The 17,380-nt window shown below is 45.9% G+C and carries 24 protein-coding genes and 1 pseudogene; 10 read left to right on the forward strand and 15 right to left on the reverse strand.

The genetic code is table 11. From position 1 onward, the window contains the following. Window positions 1–39 precede the first annotated feature (39 nt). Window positions 40–180 (reverse strand): hypothetical protein, encoded by a 141-nt coding sequence (locus NLZ44_RS17960; protein WP_493753077.1) that lies wholly within the window; start codon window positions 178–180, stop codon window positions 40–42. 30 nt (window positions 181–210) lie between these two features. Beyond that, window positions 211–459, reverse strand: a complete 249-nt coding sequence (locus tag NLZ44_RS17965; RefSeq protein WP_493750656.1) for a hypothetical protein — start codon at window positions 457–459, stop codon at window positions 211–213. 277 nt (window positions 460–736) lie between these two features. Here NLZ44_RS17965 and NLZ44_RS17970 point away from each other — a divergent pair. After that, window positions 737–1,887 (forward strand): annotated as a pseudogene (locus tag NLZ44_RS17970) (IS630 family transposase). Window positions 1,888–1,917: 30 nt separating this feature from the next. On the opposite strand, the gene NLZ44_RS17975 reads toward NLZ44_RS17970, so the two are convergent. Beyond that, complete coding sequence (locus NLZ44_RS17975) at window positions 1,918–2,142, reverse strand: hypothetical protein (RefSeq protein WP_493750657.1); 225 nt, start codon at window positions 2,140–2,142, stop codon at window positions 1,918–1,920. Window positions 2,143–2,394: 252 nt separating this feature from the next. On the opposite strand from NLZ44_RS17975, the gene NLZ44_RS17980 reads away from it, so the two are divergent. Both NLZ44_RS17980 and NLZ44_RS17985 read left to right on the forward strand, forming a co-directional pair. Continuing rightward, the gene (locus NLZ44_RS17980; RefSeq protein ID WP_493750658.1) at window positions 2,395–2,640 is read left to right on the forward strand and encodes a type II toxin-antitoxin system HicB family antitoxin; all 246 of its coding nucleotides are present in this window, start codon (window positions 2,395–2,397) and stop codon (window positions 2,638–2,640) included. Then, window positions 2,637–2,849, forward strand: a complete 213-nt coding sequence (locus NLZ44_RS17985) for a type II toxin-antitoxin system HicA family toxin (RefSeq protein ID WP_493750659.1) — start codon at window positions 2,637–2,639, stop codon at window positions 2,847–2,849. The genes NLZ44_RS17980 and NLZ44_RS17985 overlap by 4 nt, the downstream gene beginning before the upstream one ends. A gap of 36 nt (window positions 2,850–2,885) precedes the next feature. Here the strand turns inward: NLZ44_RS17985 and NLZ44_RS17990 are convergent, their stop codons facing one another. The 7 genes from NLZ44_RS17990 to NLZ44_RS18020 form a co-directional block, all read right to left on the reverse strand. Next, window positions 2,886–3,002 carry a type II toxin-antitoxin system HicA family toxin gene (locus NLZ44_RS17990; RefSeq protein WP_493750660.1) on the reverse strand — a complete coding sequence of 39 codons (117 nt, stop codon included), beginning with the start codon at window positions 3,000–3,002 and terminating at the stop codon, window positions 2,886–2,888. After that, window positions 2,999–3,202, reverse strand: a complete 204-nt coding sequence (locus tag NLZ44_RS17995; RefSeq protein WP_493750661.1) for a type II toxin-antitoxin system HicB family antitoxin — start codon at window positions 3,200–3,202, stop codon at window positions 2,999–3,001. Before NLZ44_RS17995 ends, NLZ44_RS17990 begins: the two co-directional genes overlap by 4 nt. A gap of 57 nt (window positions 3,203–3,259) precedes the next feature. After that, on the reverse strand, window positions 3,260–3,454 hold the full coding sequence (locus NLZ44_RS18000) for a hypothetical protein (protein WP_493750662.1): 195 nt from the start codon (window positions 3,452–3,454) through the stop codon (window positions 3,260–3,262). A 192-nt stretch (window positions 3,455–3,646) separates the two neighbouring features. Then, on the reverse strand, window positions 3,647–3,931 hold the full coding sequence (locus tag NLZ44_RS18005) for a hypothetical protein (protein WP_493750663.1): 285 nt from the start codon (window positions 3,929–3,931) through the stop codon (window positions 3,647–3,649). A 19-nt stretch (window positions 3,932–3,950) separates the two neighbouring features. Next, window positions 3,951–4,475: a hypothetical protein gene (locus NLZ44_RS18010; protein ID WP_493750664.1), complete on the reverse strand. Its 525-nt coding sequence runs from the start codon at window positions 4,473–4,475 to the stop codon at window positions 3,951–3,953. 16 nt (window positions 4,476–4,491) lie between these two features. Next, window positions 4,492–4,989, reverse strand: coding sequence for a hypothetical protein (locus tag NLZ44_RS18015; protein WP_493750665.1), 498 nt, complete (start codon window positions 4,987–4,989; stop codon window positions 4,492–4,494). Between the two features lie 369 nt (window positions 4,990–5,358). Next, a complete protein-coding gene (locus NLZ44_RS18020) occupies window positions 5,359–6,282 on the reverse strand; it encodes an SGNH/GDSL hydrolase family protein (protein WP_493750666.1) in 924 nt (307 codons plus the stop codon). Window positions 6,283–7,007: 725 nt separating this feature from the next. Here NLZ44_RS18020 and btpA point away from each other — a divergent pair. From btpA to NLZ44_RS18040, 4 genes are all read left to right on the forward strand, one after another. Beyond that, window positions 7,008–7,874 (forward strand): photosystem I biogenesis protein BtpA, encoded by an 867-nt coding sequence (gene btpA, locus NLZ44_RS18025; RefSeq protein WP_008049654.1) that lies wholly within the window; start codon window positions 7,008–7,010, stop codon window positions 7,872–7,874. A 22-nt stretch (window positions 7,875–7,896) separates the two neighbouring features. Further along, the gene (locus tag NLZ44_RS18030) at window positions 7,897–8,817 is read left to right on the forward strand and encodes a vitamin K epoxide reductase family protein (protein ID WP_493750667.1); all 921 of its coding nucleotides are present in this window, start codon (window positions 7,897–7,899) and stop codon (window positions 8,815–8,817) included. A 104-nt stretch (window positions 8,818–8,921) separates the two neighbouring features. Beyond that, entirely contained in the window at window positions 8,922–11,111 is a 2,190-nt protein-coding gene (locus NLZ44_RS18035) for a CHASE2 domain-containing protein (protein WP_493750668.1), read from the forward strand. A 240-nt stretch (window positions 11,112–11,351) separates the two neighbouring features. Beyond that, on the forward strand, window positions 11,352–11,561 hold the full coding sequence (locus NLZ44_RS18040; protein ID WP_493750669.1) for a hypothetical protein: 210 nt from the start codon (window positions 11,352–11,354) through the stop codon (window positions 11,559–11,561). A 105-nt stretch (window positions 11,562–11,666) separates the two neighbouring features. On the opposite strand, the gene aat is transcribed toward NLZ44_RS18040, so the two are convergent. After that, window positions 11,667–12,278 (reverse strand): leucyl/phenylalanyl-tRNA--protein transferase, encoded by a 612-nt coding sequence (aat, locus tag NLZ44_RS18045; protein WP_493750670.1) that lies wholly within the window; start codon window positions 12,276–12,278, stop codon window positions 11,667–11,669. 62 nt (window positions 12,279–12,340) lie between these two features. On the opposite strand from aat, the gene NLZ44_RS18050 reads away from it, so the two are divergent. After that, complete coding sequence (locus NLZ44_RS18050; protein WP_315646701.1) at window positions 12,341–12,820, forward strand: hypothetical protein; 480 nt, start codon at window positions 12,341–12,343, stop codon at window positions 12,818–12,820. A gap of 31 nt (window positions 12,821–12,851) precedes the next feature. Further along, complete coding sequence (locus NLZ44_RS18055; protein WP_006617915.1) at window positions 12,852–13,181, forward strand: DUF8822 family protein; 330 nt, start codon at window positions 12,852–12,854, stop codon at window positions 13,179–13,181. A 54-nt stretch (window positions 13,182–13,235) separates the two neighbouring features. Here NLZ44_RS18055 and rpsN read toward each other — a convergent pair whose 3' ends face one another. Genes rpsN through rseP form a run of 3 tightly spaced genes read right to left on the reverse strand, consistent with a single transcriptional unit; the run spans window position 13,236 to window position 15,347 of the window. Then, window positions 13,236–13,538, reverse strand: coding sequence for a 30S ribosomal protein S14 (rpsN, locus tag NLZ44_RS18060; RefSeq protein WP_315646702.1), 303 nt, complete (start codon window positions 13,536–13,538; stop codon window positions 13,236–13,238). A 41-nt stretch (window positions 13,539–13,579) separates the two neighbouring features. Beyond that, window positions 13,580–14,233, reverse strand: coding sequence for an endonuclease III (nth, locus tag NLZ44_RS18065; RefSeq protein WP_190593817.1), 654 nt, complete (start codon window positions 14,231–14,233; stop codon window positions 13,580–13,582). A gap of 13 nt (window positions 14,234–14,246) precedes the next feature. Further along, the gene (gene rseP, locus NLZ44_RS18070) at window positions 14,247–15,347 is read right to left on the reverse strand and encodes an RIP metalloprotease RseP (RefSeq protein ID WP_493750671.1); all 1,101 of its coding nucleotides are present in this window, start codon (window positions 15,345–15,347) and stop codon (window positions 14,247–14,249) included. A 79-nt stretch (window positions 15,348–15,426) separates the two neighbouring features. Here rseP and NLZ44_RS18075 point away from each other — a divergent pair, with 79 nt between their 5' ends. After that, window positions 15,427–16,242 (forward strand): HAD-IIB family hydrolase, encoded by an 816-nt coding sequence (locus NLZ44_RS18075; RefSeq protein ID WP_493750672.1) that lies wholly within the window; start codon window positions 15,427–15,429, stop codon window positions 16,240–16,242. On the opposite strand, the gene NLZ44_RS18080 is transcribed toward NLZ44_RS18075, so the two are convergent. Next, complete coding sequence (locus NLZ44_RS18080) at window positions 16,154–17,374, reverse strand: DNA cytosine methyltransferase (RefSeq protein ID WP_493753030.1); 1,221 nt, start codon at window positions 17,372–17,374, stop codon at window positions 16,154–16,156. The two genes, NLZ44_RS18075 and NLZ44_RS18080, sit on opposite strands and share 89 nt — an antisense overlap. Window positions 17,375–17,380: the final 6 nt, after the last annotated feature.

A 17,380-nucleotide genomic window follows, 5' to 3' on the forward strand; every position in this document is an offset into this window, starting at 1 on the left:
CGATCGCCATCCCCATTTCCCTGGATTTCAGTAATCCTGCTAGGGTAGTGGTAGGCCGGCTGTGATGTAATGCGATCGCACCTTGCCACCTGCCCCTGCGGTGAAAGAATTTATTGAGGCATCAACCCGAATTATATCACCCCTCAAAGCGATCGCCAACCGCCGACTCCCAGCCGACATCCCCCCTTACTCCCCCCATAAGCGGGTATATTAGCAGAAGTGGCGATCGCCCCAGTCCTCAATCCGTATAACTCCCCTTCCGCCCAGGATTGCGACCCTGCCAATTATACAGGCAAGATGCCCGGAAAACGAGCGATCGCCTAGTCTGTGGGTAGAGCGATCGCGCTTCTGTGGGGACCGCTGCACCAGCCGCATCACATCAAACACCTTCCGCGTCGTGTCGGGGTACGGGAATGCGATCGCCACAACGGGTGTCGTCAGCAATTCCGATGGAGCCATGAGCGCTGGGGGTTGACAGGATGGGAGCGACGCTCTCGATTCTACTGGACCGACACACCTTAAACGGTGGGTTACGGCGGATTGATATATGGCTTTCACAGCATGGGTTTCAGCCGCCTAACCCACCCTACTGGACTGGACCGACACACCTTAAACGGTGGGTTACGGCGGATTGATATATGGCTTTCACAGCATGGGTTTCAGCCGCCTAACCCACCCTACTGGACTGTTTCGGCTAAAATAGGGTAATAGATACCGAGGACGGAGGACTGCAATTATGGGAAGAGGTCGGCGAGATCAAGTCTATCTAACGGTCGAACAGAGAGAAAATCTGGAACAAATCAGTCGAAATGGTCATGCACCCGCCAAAAAAATCCTACACGCTCGTATTTTGCTGATGTCTGATGAAGGAGAAATGGCTCCGAGAAAATGGACAGACCAACAAATAGCAGAAGCTTTACAAGTCCATCAGAATACAGTGGGGCGCATTCGCCAAAGATTCCTTCAAAAAGGGGAACAAGTGGATCTCAATCGGCAACCGAGAAAAACTCCACCGACTCCACCCAAAGTGGATGGAGCCACCGAGGCTCAAATTATTGCCCTGTGTTGTTCGGACCCCCCATCTGGGAGAGCTCGGTGGACGCTCAGACTGTTAACATCCGAACTCAAAAAACGGCAAATTGTCACCGAAATTTCCTGTACGACCGTGTGGCGGACTCTAAAAAAAACCAATTGCGACCTTGGAAAACCCAACGATTCTGTATTCCCGAACGAGATTTAGCCAGATTTGTGGCTCAAATGGAAGTCGTTCTCGACCTCTACAGTAGCGTCCACAGTGAAGAGGAGCCTTTAATCAATATGGATGAAGCCTCAATCCAACTCCGAGGACATCTCTATGAGGCGGTCGCCATGAAACCCGGACATGACAAAAAAGAGGACTATCACTATACCCGTGAAGGGGTGCAAGCTTTGTTCATGTTTTTCGATCCCAATCGGGGCTGGCGACGGGTCAGCAACCGAGACTCTCGGACGAGGGTAGATTGGGCTGAGGAAGTGCGTCAACTTTTAGATGAAGACTATCCTCATGCTCGAAAAGTCAAGCTGGTGTGTGACAATCTGAATACCCATAACATCGCCTCACTTTATGAGGCTTTTCCGGCTCCCGAAGCCCATCGTTTGGCCCGGCGGCTGGAAATTTATCATACACCCCGGAATGGCAGTTGGTTAAATGTCGCCGAAATTGAACTGAGTATTTGATCCAAGCAATGTTTGGCCCGAAGGATCGCCACCAAAGAAGCGCTGCACCGGGAGATAGAAGCCTGGCAAAAAGAGCGAAATCAGACCGCATCTCGGGTAATCTGGAAATTTGCCACCGGCGATGCCCGCCTCAAATTAAAACATCTTTATCCGGTTTTTGAAATGGCTTGACCTCCAGAATTCCCCCACACTTTCTGAGAGTTAGTTGGGAGCGATCGCCCGTTTGGTGTTGTCCCTTTGACGCGATCGCCTGTTTCTTGCTGTCCGTTTTCGGCGATCGCCCGTTTGGTGTCGTCCTTTTGACGCGATCGCCTGTTTTGTGCTGTCCGTTTTCGGCGATCGCCCGTTTGGTGTCGTCCTTTTGACGCGATCGCCTGTTTCTTGCTGTCCGTTTTCGGCGATCGCCTGATAGTTTTTGAGCGTCACTGTTTGTGGAGCATACTAAAGCAGCAAATTAGCCGAAACGGTCCACTACGCGAAAGCACATTTTTAGCCGTGTCGGTCCACTACAGGCAAGATGCCTGTGCTACACGAAGAGCGATCGCACGTATCTCGTTTGCCCCGATCGCCACTCACTTCAAAGCATTGGCCAAAAAAAGCTACAAGTGCTAAAATTAGGCGTTATAAAAACTGGAAAATATTCGAGACGACTCAACCCAAAAGGAGAATCTCCAAACAATGCTTTATAAAGTTCCTTTGCTGCTCTCCCCCCAACCCGGAGGGGGATTTACTGTTACGTCCCCACTCTTGCCAGAACTTCTGACCGAGGGCGACACCGCCGAGGAAGCCCTCGCCAACGTTCAGGATGCCCTGGCTGCCGTGGTCGAGATTTATGAGGATTTGGGTCGAACTTTACCCCCAAATTTATGTGTTGCCGATGCCGATCATTCTGTGTGGCTAGAAACTTTAGTCGTGAGTTCATGAAGTATCGCGAAGTGGCCCGAAAACTGAAAGCATTGGGTTGTCAAGAATTGCCTCGGCGCGGGGGTGGCTCTCACCGAAAGTGGTTGAATCCCAACACAGAGCAAGCTTCGGTGTTACCGGATTGGGGAAGTCGCGATCTCAAAATTGGAACTCTACGGTCCGCACTGCGACAACTGGGAATTGATTGGGATGTTTTCAACAACACTTAATCAAAGCAATTAATCGCCTCGCATTGACAACAACCTTCATCGACCCCTCAATTTATAAATCCCATGACTTCCTTTCTGTCGGTGTAATTGATAACCCAATTTGCTGATGACTCGGATAAAATCTTTCGCCTTAACTGTCGGAAAATTACTCATCGGGGGATCTGGACAGGCTTGATGATCAGATTCTCTTCAGGTATCGGTTCTTTATCCTCAAGCAAACTATCAATATATAATTCCATTGCTTCGGTGATATTTACCAAGGCTTCCTCAAAATTATCTCCCTGACTCTGACAGCCTTTCAAAACCGGACAAAAAGCATGATAACCCCCCTCTGATTCTTTTTCAAAAATCACCGTGTAATTATAAATTTTTGGTTCCGAATGCGACGTATCCGCAGTCGGAGTGCGACCTTAAGAAACCCGGTTTTTTGAAAAACCCCGTTTCCCGAAACAAGCGATCGCCTTTCCCAACCACCCAAGGGTCACATACCCCTGTAGGGGCGGGTTCAACAGCCTATATTCTTCTTCACCAGCAGCTATATAAACCCGCCCCGGTTTTTTGAAAAACCCCGTTTCCCGAAACAAGCGATCGCCTTTCCCAACCACCCAAGGGTCACATACCCCTGTAGGGGCGGGTTCAACAGCCTATATTCTTCTTCACCAGCAGCTATATAAACCCGCCCCGGTTTTTTGAAAAACCCCGTTTCCCGAAACAAGCGATCGCCTTTCCCAACCACCCAAGGGTCACATACCCCTGTAGGGGCGGGTTCAACAGCCTATATTCTTCTTCACCAGCAGCTATATAAACCCGCCCCGGTTTTTTGAAAAACCCCGTTTCCCGAAACAAGCGATCGCCTTTCCCAACCACCCAAGGGTCACATACCCCTGTAGGGGCGGGTTCAACAGCCTATATTCTTCTTCACCAGCAGCTATATAAACCCGCCCCGGTTTTTTGAAAAACCCCGTTTCCCGAAACAAGCGATCGCGCAGTCGGAGTGCCACGTATCGCCCGCGTCGGAGTGCCACGTATCGCCGCAGATTCGGTTTGCCGGAATAAAGCGATCGCTTATTTGTTCTTGACAAATATCACCTTTTGTGGTAATCAGTCCGCCCTGGGCAACTCATACAACAAAGGAACATCCCGCCTCACCCGCTCTAACTCAAAACCACCGATATCAGTTTGAGTTAACCGAGAGTCCAAAAAACCCATTAATTGTGCATAATTCCTCACCATAACTTGAGGCTGATACTTACATCTTTTAAACTGTAACCTCAACTGTCGGTTCACAAACTTACCATATTCTTCAGTTGCCGAGGAAAAATCATTCCCAATAATATAAAGTATCGGATATTTACCATTCTTCGTGCGTTGCTTATACCCCTCCAAATAGTCCCTCTCCAAAACCTCATTAATAATATCAATAGTTATCGTCCCTTTTTTCAACTCCATCAAAATATGTTGAGGGCTTGGGGTTTTCAACACCAGGTCAATAAAACGCTGCTTTCCCCGACAATTCACCTCGAACTCCACATAAAAACGCCAGGGCAAATATTCGCAAGCCTTAGCCAGATAAAACGTCAAATCCTTTTGATAATCCTTCTCAAACCGAGGTCTTATAGCCAACACCCGGCGACTGGTTTCATCAAAAAGGCACGCCGAGTTCTTCGACTTGTCGTCTGGCGTACTCGTCTTGTTCCTTGCGTCTTTTGACCCAGGCTTGATAACTGCTGTAGGTTTCTCTGAACCACTCGTGGTTTTGTCTGGCGGTGTAGTAGTGGTATTTGGAGTATTTGGGGTCTTCGGGGTAGTCGTCGTCAAATTCAGCCCCAAATCTAATTCTAATTGCTTCATAATTTTCGTACCCATTGGTCAGCTTAATAAACTTCTCATGACTCCCCGACTGCTTATCAGGATGCAGTTTAATTGCCATTTGTTTATATAACTTTCTCGCCGCCACTTGATTATCTGCGGCTAATACCCAAGTTCCCGTTTCCAGGTGCGCCCAAATCGTCCCCTTTTTCGGGTAGAAAACACAACGCCCCTTACTCATTCGTAAAAACAGGACATTTGCCCACACCTCAATCACTGCCACATGGGGGTATTTTTCTTGAATTACAGCTAATGCAGAGGAATAGTTCATATTAACCCAACAATCCCGGCTCCCATAATTATAATCAACTATCTAACCCGATCGCAACCACCTCCACTTCCCCACTCCCACCTGACACTTATATCGGTTTCCCGGAATAAAGCGTTCGGTTATCCGTACTTGACAAACTTTACCCAAAGATAATCAACCATGCAATTAACCATCAACAGCAAGCCAAAGGAAATTAACAAACCCCGTTTTTTTTGACAAACCGGGTTTCTGGAAACAAGCGTTCGCGAGCGTCGGAGTGCCACGTATCGCGAGCGTCGGAGTCCGACGTATCGTCCGCTCAAATGAGGATGATGGAGAAACCTGAGAGCAACCCCCATCGACGAACAGCGGCGATCGCACTCTTAACTATCAATTAAGTTGCTCAAGTAATAATTCATTTACGAGTTGATTACCTTGGGGACTGAGATGGATGTGGTCACGGTAGAGACTCGGGGGGTCGGGGTGGCGGTTGAAGGGTGTAAGGAAATCGATAAATTTAATATTTTCCTGTTGGGTAAGCGATTGCAGACGTGAGCGTGCTTTAAGTTCGTAGTCCTTTGGTCCTGGCTCACCGATTTCTCGTAGTAGGGGAGTCATCACCAGTAGGAATTGAGCCCCCTGTTGAAGAGCGATCGCATTTAGCTCTCTAATCATATCTAGGTTATAAGCCACCACATCCTGGGGACGTGGGCGAGAAGGTGGAGGGATAGGCTGATCGCGTCCTAAATAGCGGTTAAACAGTTCCACCAAGGCTAAAGGAGGTTTTTGGTCTGGATAGTTGCGATCGCGTCCGACAATGTGAGGATTAGGGATTCTAGCAAACAAATCATCGGTATTGAGTAGCAAAACTAAGATCTGAGAACCAAATAAACCGAACTTCTGAACATAAGCCAATTGATTCGGGGGTCCCCAGGAATTAGCAGAAACATTGAGAACCTCCACCTGTTTGACTGGTAGTTGGGATTGAAGCTGTTGTGTGATCATGGCAGAAATGGTGTCATCCTGATCAGTCCACCATCCCCCATTAGCAATAGAATCTCCTAACAACATGATCCGGCGGGTATTATCTTCTGGTGTAGGGGCGATCGCATGAGAACGCATAGAATATTGATTAATCTCAATCCGGTTGCCAAATCGTCTGGTACTCTGATCACCAGCCAATAAATAGCCGATCTCCTCATCAGATACATAAATCAAAGGATTGCCAAAACCAAAAAAAACCCGTAACCCTAGTTCCAAAAGAGCGATCGCTCCCAGAACCCCAACTATAACTATCAGCAGAATTTTGACCATCTCAGCCTCAAATTAGTCCCCGCGTGCATAATTTACTTAGTCAATTCTTTTAGTATTACAAGAATATGGCAACTCTTGTAAAGTATCAACAAGAATGAAGTCAGATACAGTCATATATAGAAATCAAACTATCAGATTATGATGCCCACCTTTCCCACTCATTATTTTAATAGGCTTCCTCGTGAAATTTTGTCTCTTGCCATGGTAGTTTTTGAAGTGCTACGCTTATTCTAGGAGTAACCAGTAATGTGGGCTGTAAAAAAACAACTCAGTGCCTCGAAAGTTAAATAGCAGAAGTATAGGATAGGGTTGTTGACTCGAAAATCCTAGCGTCAGACCTAATAGCTTAGGTAACGCGACCATAACTCCGATCTTGCTGACCCAGATGGGTACGCGACCGAATAGCTTAGGTAATGCCACCATGACTCCGATATTGCTGACGCACCGCAGCAGTCTTTTGAGGAAAAAGTACCGCCTAGATACTAGGGTTGGGGCAGAAAGTAGCTGGGAGAAGAAACCCAGTTGAAAATGCTTGTGGAGTCGGTCTAAGGGGTATGGCCAGAGAATTATTGTAATCTAGTTAACAGGCAATCTGAAATAAGCAAGAATCCCCGCTTATCATCTTTGATTGAACGGCGGGAGTGTCAAAAACACCGTAGCAGTTGTATGCTAAAAGTTTCAGCCGGTAAGGGGCTGATCACATTTTGGCGGTTTAAGGTAAATCTGTGGACTTAAATCAAATTTTTAACACTGAAAATCCCATCATTGGAGTAGTGCATCTGCTGCCGCTTCCCACCTCCCCTCGATGGGGTGGGGATATCAAAGCAGTAATCGATCGCGCTGAACAAGAAGCAACTGCCCTCGCCTCCGGGGGTGTACATGGTATAATTGTCGAGAACTTTTTTGATTCTCCCTTTGCTAAAGATAAGGTAGATCCAGCGGTGGTCAGCGCCATGACCATGATTATCCAACGGCTGATGAATCTAGTTACAGTCCCCGTGGGAGTCAATGTCTTGCGAAATGACGGTGAAAGCGCTTTGGCGATCGCATCCTGTGTAGGAGCCCAATTCATTCGTGTAAACGTCTTAAACGGCGTGATGGCTACCGACCAGGGAATAATTGAAGGCAATGCTCACCGACTCCTGCGCTATCGTCGAGAATTAGGAAGCGATGTTAAAATCTTGGCAGATGTCCTAGTCAAACATGGCCGACCTCTGGGTTCTCCTAATCTGACAACAGCAGTTAAGGAAACCACAGAACGAGCCTTAGCTGATGGAATTATTCTATCAGGCTGGTCTACTGGTAGTCCCCCTAGTCTGGAAGACCTGGAACTAGCGCGGACTGCAGCGGGTGATACTCCCGTATTTATCGGCAGTGGGGCTGATTATGAAAATATTTCTACCCTCATTAAAGCTGCTGATGGCGTGATTGTTGCCAGTTCCCTTAAACGACATGGCCGCATTAGTCAACCTATTGATCCCAGTCGCGTTAGTCAGTTTGTCGAGGCTATGCAACGTGGTTTACAACCAGGAACAACAGACCCCTGGACACTTAAACCACAGTCGGAACTACCTAGTAAACTGAAACCCTAATCAGAAACTGAAAACATTTCCTATGGTTAGCAGTCCTTCTACTCCCTGGATTTATCGCCACTCTCGTCTAATTATTCTCACCATCGCTATTTGTGGGGCGATCGAAACTGCCTATTTAACTGCGGTTAAACTCTTGGGGGGAGTGGCTGTCTGTCCTACCCAAGGATGTCATGAAGTTCTCGATAGTCCATTAGCCACCGTGGCGGGGATACCCATTAGCCTATTTGGGTTTTTAGCCTATTTCACTATGGCAAGTCTAGCCGCTACCCCCTGGCTGGTCAATCCCTCCACTCAAAAAAAACTACGGACTAAATTAGAATCCGCTACCTGGTGGATTATGTTTAGTTTGGCTACCGCTATGGCCGTTATCAGTGGCTTTTTGATGTATCTGCTGGCCTTTGAACTGCAAGCCTTTTGTCCCTACTGTGTGGCTTCCGCCATTTTCTCCATTAGTCTCTTTCTCCTGACTATGGTGGGGCGATTTTGGGATGATTTTGGACAACAGCTTTTAGTTGGGGTGGCTGTGACTATGGTGGCTTTGGTCACTGTCCTGGGGGTTTATGGTGGACAACCTACCTCAGCCACTCAGCCACCTACCCTCGTCAGCCGTCAGATTACTACTAATTCAGGCGCAGCCGAAATATCCCTCGCTACCCATCTTAAACAGATTGGCGCTAAAACTTTTGGTGCTTATTGGTGTCCCCATTGCTACGAACAAAAGCAGCTTTTTGGCCGTCAGGCTTTTGCTATACTGGATTATGTAGAGTGCGATCCACAAGGTCCTAACGCGCGACCACAACTGTGTCAACAAGCTGGAATTAATGCTTATCCGACTTGGGAAATTAACCAGAAATTCTACCAGGGACGGTTATCTTTACAAAAACTGGCGGAGTTGTCTGATTATCACGACAGACAGGATTTTGCTAATTCTTCCTTTGATTAACTTTCACAGGTTCTGAGGTTGAGCGATCGCTCTCACCATAATTTTAACTGTCTATAATCAGGGTGGGTCTGAGTTCCATCACATTTGTAGGGATAAGCGATCGGATGTTCAGAATCTTACAGGGATTTGCTCAGTATCCTCAGCAGGCTTTAACTTCCCTAAAATTATGGTTTTTGGAACGTAAGCACATCTGGATTACCTCTTCTGGAGTGGCGGCGGCTGTGCTTATAGTCAGGTTTTTAGGACTTCTACAAACCTCCGAATTAGCTGTTTTTGATGTGTTAGTCCGCGCTCGTCTCCCGGAATCTCCAGAAGACCGGATTGTGATTATTGGTATTGATGAACAGGATTTAAGAGAGTATGGGTTCCCCGTTTCTGATGCCATTTTAGCTGATTTACTAGACATTATTAATGACGCAAAACCTAGGGCGATCGGTTTAGATTTATATCGGGGTATACCCATGGAACCCGGTCACGCTGAGTTAAACCAAGCCTTAACAAATATTCCCAATTTAATTGGTATTGAACTGCTGGAAACTCTTAAAGTCGCCGCCGTTCCACCTCCCCCGGCTTTGGCGGAAAGAAATATGATCGGATTTAATAACTTTGTCATTGACTCCGATGGTCGCATCCGTCGCAATTTATTATATGCTGGTAGTGATGATGGTCAGACTCGACGGAGTTTTGCGCTTCAGTTGGCTTTGATAGAACTGGAATATCATGGCATTTTTTCTACCTTAACTGATAATTATGAAGTGCAATTTAATGGGGTGGTTTTTCCGAGATTTCAACCCAATGATGGGCCTTATGTCCGCGCTGATAATGCTGGTTATCAAGTATTAGCTAATTTTCGCAATCCCGCCGTAGGTTTTAAAACCGTTTCCCTCAGAGATGTCTTGAATGGAAATATCCCACCCTCTCTATTTCAAAATCGCATTGTCATGATTGGGTCTACGGCTTTTAGTGTCAAAGATTTTCACTTAACCCCCTACAGTAGCAGTCTATTTGAAGAACCTCGTTGGATTTATGGTGTAGAACTTCATGCTAATTTTCTTAGCCAGATTTTAACTACAATCCTAGAAGAACGTCCGTTAATTTCTAGTTGGTCAGAACCTGTAGAATGCCTATGGATTATCTTCTGGTCCTGGGTCGGTGCTAGTTTGTCCTGGAAACTGCGATCGCCTTATCGTTCCACATTGATGATTATTTTCCTTGGCGGCGGTATCTTTACAGGCGCTTATCTAGTGCTTTTAATGGGCTGTTGGATTCCCGTTGTACCACCTTTAATTACCCTGGGGGCTTCTGGTATTGTAGTCACCACTTACTTAGCACATATTCAAGAAGAATTTAAACGCTCAACCGATTTCCTTAATAGCATTATTAACACTATTCCTGACCCTATTTATGTCAAAACTAAAGACCATAAAAAAATGGTGGTTAATCAAGCCTATTCGCGATTGGTCGGATTCCCGGTGGAGATTATTTTAAATAAAAGTGACCATGATTTATTCCCGAAGAGGGAAGCTGATATTTTTTATGAACAGGATGAACTGGCTTTTCAGACTAACTGGGAACAGGAAAATGAGGAAAAATTAACTGATGCTAGTGGCGTTAATCACTGGATTGCGACTAAGCGATCGCTTCATCAAGACGCAGCAGGTAATCTATTTTTAGTTGGGATAATTCGCGATATTACCGAACGGAAAAAATCTGAAGAAACCCTCCGACAACTAGCCGAAAAGTTGGAAAAATATAACGCTGAACTTCAGCAAAGGGCTGACCATGACCCCCTCACAGGTTTACCCAACCGCCAACTATTTGAAGAACGCCTCACCCAAGCCTTAACCTGGGCTGATACTAATCAAAAGTTCGTCGGGCTATTTTTCCTCGACCTTAACAATTTTAAACCTATTAACGACCAATACGGACACCATGTGGGGGATTTAGTGCTGAAACTGGTCGCCGAACGTTTGCGAGGCTGTTTACGCGCTAGTGACACTGTGAGTCGCCTTGGGGGTGACGAATTTACTGTTATCCTACCAGGAATTCCTAGCCATGCTGATGCGGTCAGGGTCGCGGAAAAAATACTAGACCAGGTAACTCAAGAGTCAGAACTCGATGGCCATATTATCGACATCAGTATCAGTATCGGAATTAGCCTCTATCCCCTGGACAGCAAAGATTATGAAACTTTAATCCAAAAAGCTGATGCGGCTATGTATCGCGCCAAAAGCCGACATCAGAACTCCTATGAGTTGACCCCCCCTGTACCTCCAAATATTACAGAAGCGTGACTTGTCTAAAAATACTTAGTGCTGTATATTAAATGGTGAGGGTCTATATCTAAAAACTTAACAATTCTTTACAAAAGCTAGATCCGTGGCAGGATACCACTTTAGAGATTGTGTGTTGGCTCAGTAGCCCTTCCGAGAAAAATACATCCGTAAAATCACTGATATAATAAAAAGTAGACAGTAAAGGGAATCTATGAGCCGAGAATCAGGCGATTGAGTTCACAGAGGTTATGTTCCATTATGAGATGCTTACTCAAATTTACAACTGTCTTAGTTTTAGTCGTCGGGTCTACGTTCAGCATAACCACTGTCGCTGAGGCGAGAGACTCATCCATAAGTGACGGAGTTGTAGCAGCCTGCAATAATCCCTTTAATGCTTCCGCCTGTCAAGCCCAAGATCCTCCTGTTAATGATACTCCTAATTCAGGAGGAGGTGGGGGAGCTTATTAATAATTGATGGGATGAGGGCTGGTTGAGCCATCTGTGAGGTTTTCAGCCATTGATGCGGATCAGTTCAATGCTCCGGTCATCATCCCTAATTTGCTGATTCTGAAGCTACTGGCTGTCATTAAAAGTCCGGGGTGAATTTTCGGAAAAAAAACACCTTCTTCTCAGGGCTTGTGACAATAACTGATTATATTGATTTTTACTGATAATAAAAGCCCCAAAACGTTCTAAATGGGGGTTATTCATTTGAGCATCAAATAGGAGAAAATTCCGTTGTCGCAGGTGTTCAACGAGCTTGACCATTGCGACTTTTGAGCCATTAGGAATATTAAAGAACATAGACTCGCCGATAAAAGCGCCGCCGATCGCAATTCCCAAAATCCCCCCAGCGAGGCGATCGCCTTCCCAGGTCTCGAAACTATGAGCCCATCCCTGTCTATTTAACACTTGATAAATGCTCTTTAATTCCGCCGAAATCCAAGTATTTTCGCGGTCAGCGCAGCCTTGAACCACCGCTTCAAAATCGCGATTAATAGCGACTTGAAAGCGATTTTGATTAAGGAATCGTTGAAGCGATCGCGGATAGCGGAAACGTTCATCTAGGGGAATCAAGGCTCGTTGGTGGCTGCTGTACCATCCTAGGGAGTCTTCCCCATCATTTGCCATTAAGAAATAGCCTTGAGCATATCCTTCAATAATTGCTGATATATCATATTGCATATTCGCCGAAATGTGATAGAATGGTAAGTTAGTCTAAAATCAGCTTTTATTGATTCAATAATATGGTTAACAATCTTTCTTATCCGATGCTGGAGAATACTTTAAGTCAACTGTTAAATCAAACCGAAAAAGATTGGGGATATTTACGGATCCACAAAGTTGATAATACTTACACTGTGAGAATGTGGGGTTCAACGGACACAATTTTACGGTTTCAGAGTAATGAAAATACTCGGTCCTATCGTCTATTTTGGTATCGTCGCCCCAAGCCATCAGTATCAATTCAGAGTCGCACCACCACCAATAAAGTTTTAGACCCCAAAACGAAGACCTATAAAGTCAAGAAGTATAAAACCTATCAAGTTTGCTGCAAAATCGAGGCTAACCAGGTAGAATCATCGATTAACCGCATATTTGCGGAAATGGTGAGAGTTCACCTAGTAGCATTGATCCAAGCTAGAATAGAGCAACTGGACCGAGATGATCACACTGGGACAGAAAAAACCTTAGAGTCACCAGTTGTGACTGTCATTCAAAACTAACTGAAGCAAACACACTAGAGATAATATGATTATGGCTGAACCGCCCAAACCGATTACCCTACCCCCTGTTGAAAATCCCCTACAGGAAGGGGAGTGGCTGAAAAAGACGTTACATGACTGGCTCGATCGCGAATTTATACCGGAAGCGGTGAACGCCGAGATAGCGGAACGCGCCTCACAGATTTTCGTGCGCCAGCGCATAGAGGGGGAAAACGACCTAGGCTGCTTAGTGATCGCCATTGTGACGGAGATGGAATCATTCGACTTTTCCAAAACCTTTTTTGGTGAGTTTGCGATCGCCAATGCCGTCAGCGATTTACTATTACAGAGTCTAGGGTACGAGCGTTGCTGCGGTCAGTAGTCAAGTGTTGATCGGGAATCGGGGAATTATCCCAACTCCCCATCGACACCGATCCTACCAGCTAGACTTAACCACACCGGGTAAAAGTCCCTTGTGAGCCATTTCTCGCAGTTGGTTGCGGCACAAGCCAAAATCGCGGTAATATCCCCTAGGCCGTCCTGTTACCCAGCATCGATTCCGCAGACGGGTGCGAGAACTGTTGCGGGGTAGTTGCTGGATCTGGCGGTGAATAGTCATTTTTTCCACCTGAGAAGTAGCACTGTCAAACTGTTGTTTCAGTTCTTGGCGCTTGTCGGAATATTTATCAACCAATTCTTTGCGCTTTTTATCACGCTCGATCATGCTTTTTTTAGCCATTTTTAGAGTTAACGCCTCCTAATCAAGTTTAGATAATCCTACTAGCCGATCTGTGCTGACGGGCATAAATCTGACAATTTGCAATTGTAACACGCCGGATTGCGGGCTGTACAGATCCCACGCCCATGATAAATCAATCGGATTGACCAATTTTCCCAATCTGGCTGAGGTAGAACCTGCATCAAATCCCGCTCAATGCGAACGGGGTCTTTATGCTGAGTCAATCCCAGCCGTTGACTGAGACGACGCACATGGGTATCAACAGTCACGCCCATATTAATCCCGTAAGCATTAGCCATGACCACATTAGCGGTTTTACGGGCTACTCCGGGTAATTCGAGCAATTGTTCCATGCGTTTAGGAACTTCCCCGCCGAATTTCTCAGCAATCATCCGGCTTGATTCTTTGATATGGCGAGCCTTATTGCGATAAAATCCAGTCGATCGCACCAAAGTTTCCAGTTCTTGCAAATCCGCGGTCGCCAAAGAGAAAGCATCAGGAAAGCGCTTAAATAAAGCTGGTGTCACCTGATTAACCCGTTCATCAGTACATTGTGCTGAGAGGATAGTGGCTACCAATAGCTGTAAAGGTGTCTCATAGTTGAGAGTACAAGCGGCATCAGGATATAAACGCTTGAGACGCACAAGAACTTCTAGGGCGCGATGTCGGAGTTTATGGTGTTCGTGGCTGCTCATTTTGGGCTCAATCCTATTGGAGTAGCGATCGCACCCAGCTGAGATCGGTTAAATTGGCAGTATCCCGAATAATCAGGAAAATACCCAACCCCAACAACAACATCAATCCGGTTTGCATGACGCTTTCTTGTACCCGTTCGGGTAAAGGTTTACCCCGTAGGGCTTCAATCAGCAGAAACGCCAACTGACCGCCATCAAGAGCCGGGAGAGGGAGGATGTTAATTATAGCGAGGTTGATGCTAATTAGGGCAGCAAATTGGAATAAATTACTCGCATCGGAACGGGCTATATTAGCACCGATCGCCACAATAGCGACGGGACCGGAAAGTTGGGGAGCGGTTTCCCGAAAATTATTAATCAGTTGGGAAAACCCCGCCAAAGTCAAGTTAAAAATCCGCTGAAATTCCTCAGCACCTTTGACAAACGCATCAATTATCCCATCAGCCTGATAACGGACAATTTGACCGTTAGGGCTTAGTTGTACTCCAATACGACCCTTACCATCGGAGCCTGGTTCTGGAGTCACTTCTACGGGGATAATGCGATCGCCCCGTTGAACTTCCATTTTTAGAGGTTGGTTAGGGTTAGACTGAATTACCTCAATCAAGCGGGTAATGGACTTAGACTCCGCTCCTAGTTCCTCTCCATTCACGGATATGATTAGATCATTATCCTCAATCCCAGCTTTCGCCGCCGCTGAACTAACATCACTGGCTACAGAGGGGACTCGGACACCCGGTTGATAGTCAAAGTCGGGAACGCCAATCATTCCTACCTGAACCACTAATAACAAGTAGGCAAAAATCAAGTTAGCAATTACACCCGCACTGATTACGATCGCCCTATCTAAAATTGGTCGATTGCTCAACAGGTTTGGGTCATCTTTGGGGATTTCACTATCGGGATCTTCATCGGGAAAGCCGACAAAACCCCCCAAGGGAAAGCCTCGCAGTGCATACTCAGTTTCTGGGCCTTGATATTTCCACAAAACGGGACCGAAGCCTATGGAGAATCGATTAACGTGGATATGTTGAAGTCGCGCCGCCATGAAGTGGCCAAGCTCATGAACGACGATTAAGATTCCAAGAACCGCGATCGCAGCCAAAACTGACATGAACAATTCCAAATATACTAACTACTAGGGTGATAATTTTGTCATTATATCACTGCTTTGGCTGTGTTGGGCTTGTGCTATGTTGCTAATTTTTACTGATTTAGACGGTACTCTACTAAATTCTGATGATTATGGCTACGATGGGGCTATAAGGGCGATCGCAGACCTCCAACAACAACAGATCCCGATTATCCCGGTCAGCAGCAAAACTCGCGCGGAGGTGGAGGTATTATCAACAGAAATCGGGTTGACGGATTCGTTTATTGTGGAAAACGGCAGTGCTATTTTTATTCCCCCACATCAAGATTATCTGTTTTCTGAGGAGATGAAAATTGCCGGAAAATACTATTTCAGGCAACGGGGATGTGTTTATGCACAAGTGCGCGACGGTTTGCGAGATTTGAGCGCGGCGATTGGTGAAGATTTGACGGGGTTCGGTGATTTGAATATTGCCGATATTATGCAGTTAACTGGTTTGTCGGAACCGGAAGCACAACGGGCAAAAAATCGAGAGTTTACTGAGCCTTTTATTACTCCTCACCATGTGGATCCGGAGAGGTTAGCAGATCACGTGAAAGCCCTGGGGTTTAATGTGGTGGTTGGCGATCGCTTTTCTCATTTAATTGGAGACCAGGCGGGAAAAGGTGGCGCGGTTCAATGGCTGGTTAATCGATATCAACAGGTTAATAGGGGGGAAAGTATTACGACTATTGGTTTGGGGAATAGTCCTAATGATTTGGCTATGTTGGAGGTGGTTGATATTCCGATTATTATACCCGGAATAAAAGGGGTACATCCTGGGTTGACTAATCAAGGCTGGAAAGTGGCTCCTTTTCCTGGTTCTGTGGGTTGGGGGGTGGCTGTGGCTGAGGAGGTGAAAGGGTTAAGCTACTGAGACTATTTGGGGAGTTGATGGCTGATTCGGAATTGGCTAATTTGAGGCGATCGCTAAGGGAAAGTTTCTGTAATTCCTGATTGAATTGATATAAATCTACGGGTTTATATGAGTTGTTAAATAGTGGGATTAATGCTTTGACTAATGCTACCATACCATCAGGAGGAACCGCGTTTCCAATTTGACGACGAACTTCGGTTACAGACCCTTCAAAGACAAAATCATCCGGGAAAGTCTGCAACCTCGCACGTTCCCGGTTAGTCAGCGATCGCGGTTCTTGATAATGATAACCCCAAGTTCCCCCACCACCCCCAGCGATAATAGTTGTGGAGGGTTGGTCTGGGTGGAGTCGTCGATATACATGACTAATCATTCCTTTGACATAGTATTCGCTATCTTGGGGAATATCTGTATAATTTCCCCCTGGTTTAATGCGCTTGATAATTTCGACGGTGCGAGAATGGATCCTTTGATGTTCATTATTATCAGCCACTTTTTCCACATCTTTTAAGGCTTGTTTGGCGGTGAGATAGGGATAAAGGCGATCGCTTCCATATTCCGGGGAAGGATGAATAAAATTAAAGCCTGTATCCATTCTTACCCCCACAATTAAGACTCTTTGCCGATATTGGGGGACTCCATAATCGGCGAAATTGTACAGTTTTGGCTTGACCACATAACCCGGTTCTATGTTTTCAAAATCCGCAATAATTTTAGCGATCGCCTTATATTTATTGGCACTGAGTAAACCCTTGACATTTTCCGCAATGAATGCTTTAGGTTTATGGTAACGAATAAACTCTAAAAAGTAGGTATACAGATTTCCCCTGGTTCCCGTGAGTCCGGGACGCTTCCAAATCATCGAAAAATCTTGACAGGGAAAACCTCCGGTAATTAAGTCAGCTTGGGGAACTTTAGTGATCTCAATTTCTTGAATATTATCACAGGCGATATTCTCCGAAATATTCCGCCTAAAAGTCTGACAAGCCGCCTCATTACAATCAATCGCCCAAACCACTTGAAAACCCGCCCGATGAAATGGTAAATCCATTCCCCCACACCCAGAAAACAAGGAAATTAACTTAGGTCGATTTTGCCATTGAATCCCATTTAAACTATCTAAAATTGGCATGGTCTT

This window comes from Arthrospira sp. PCC 9901, from assembly GCF_059013425.1.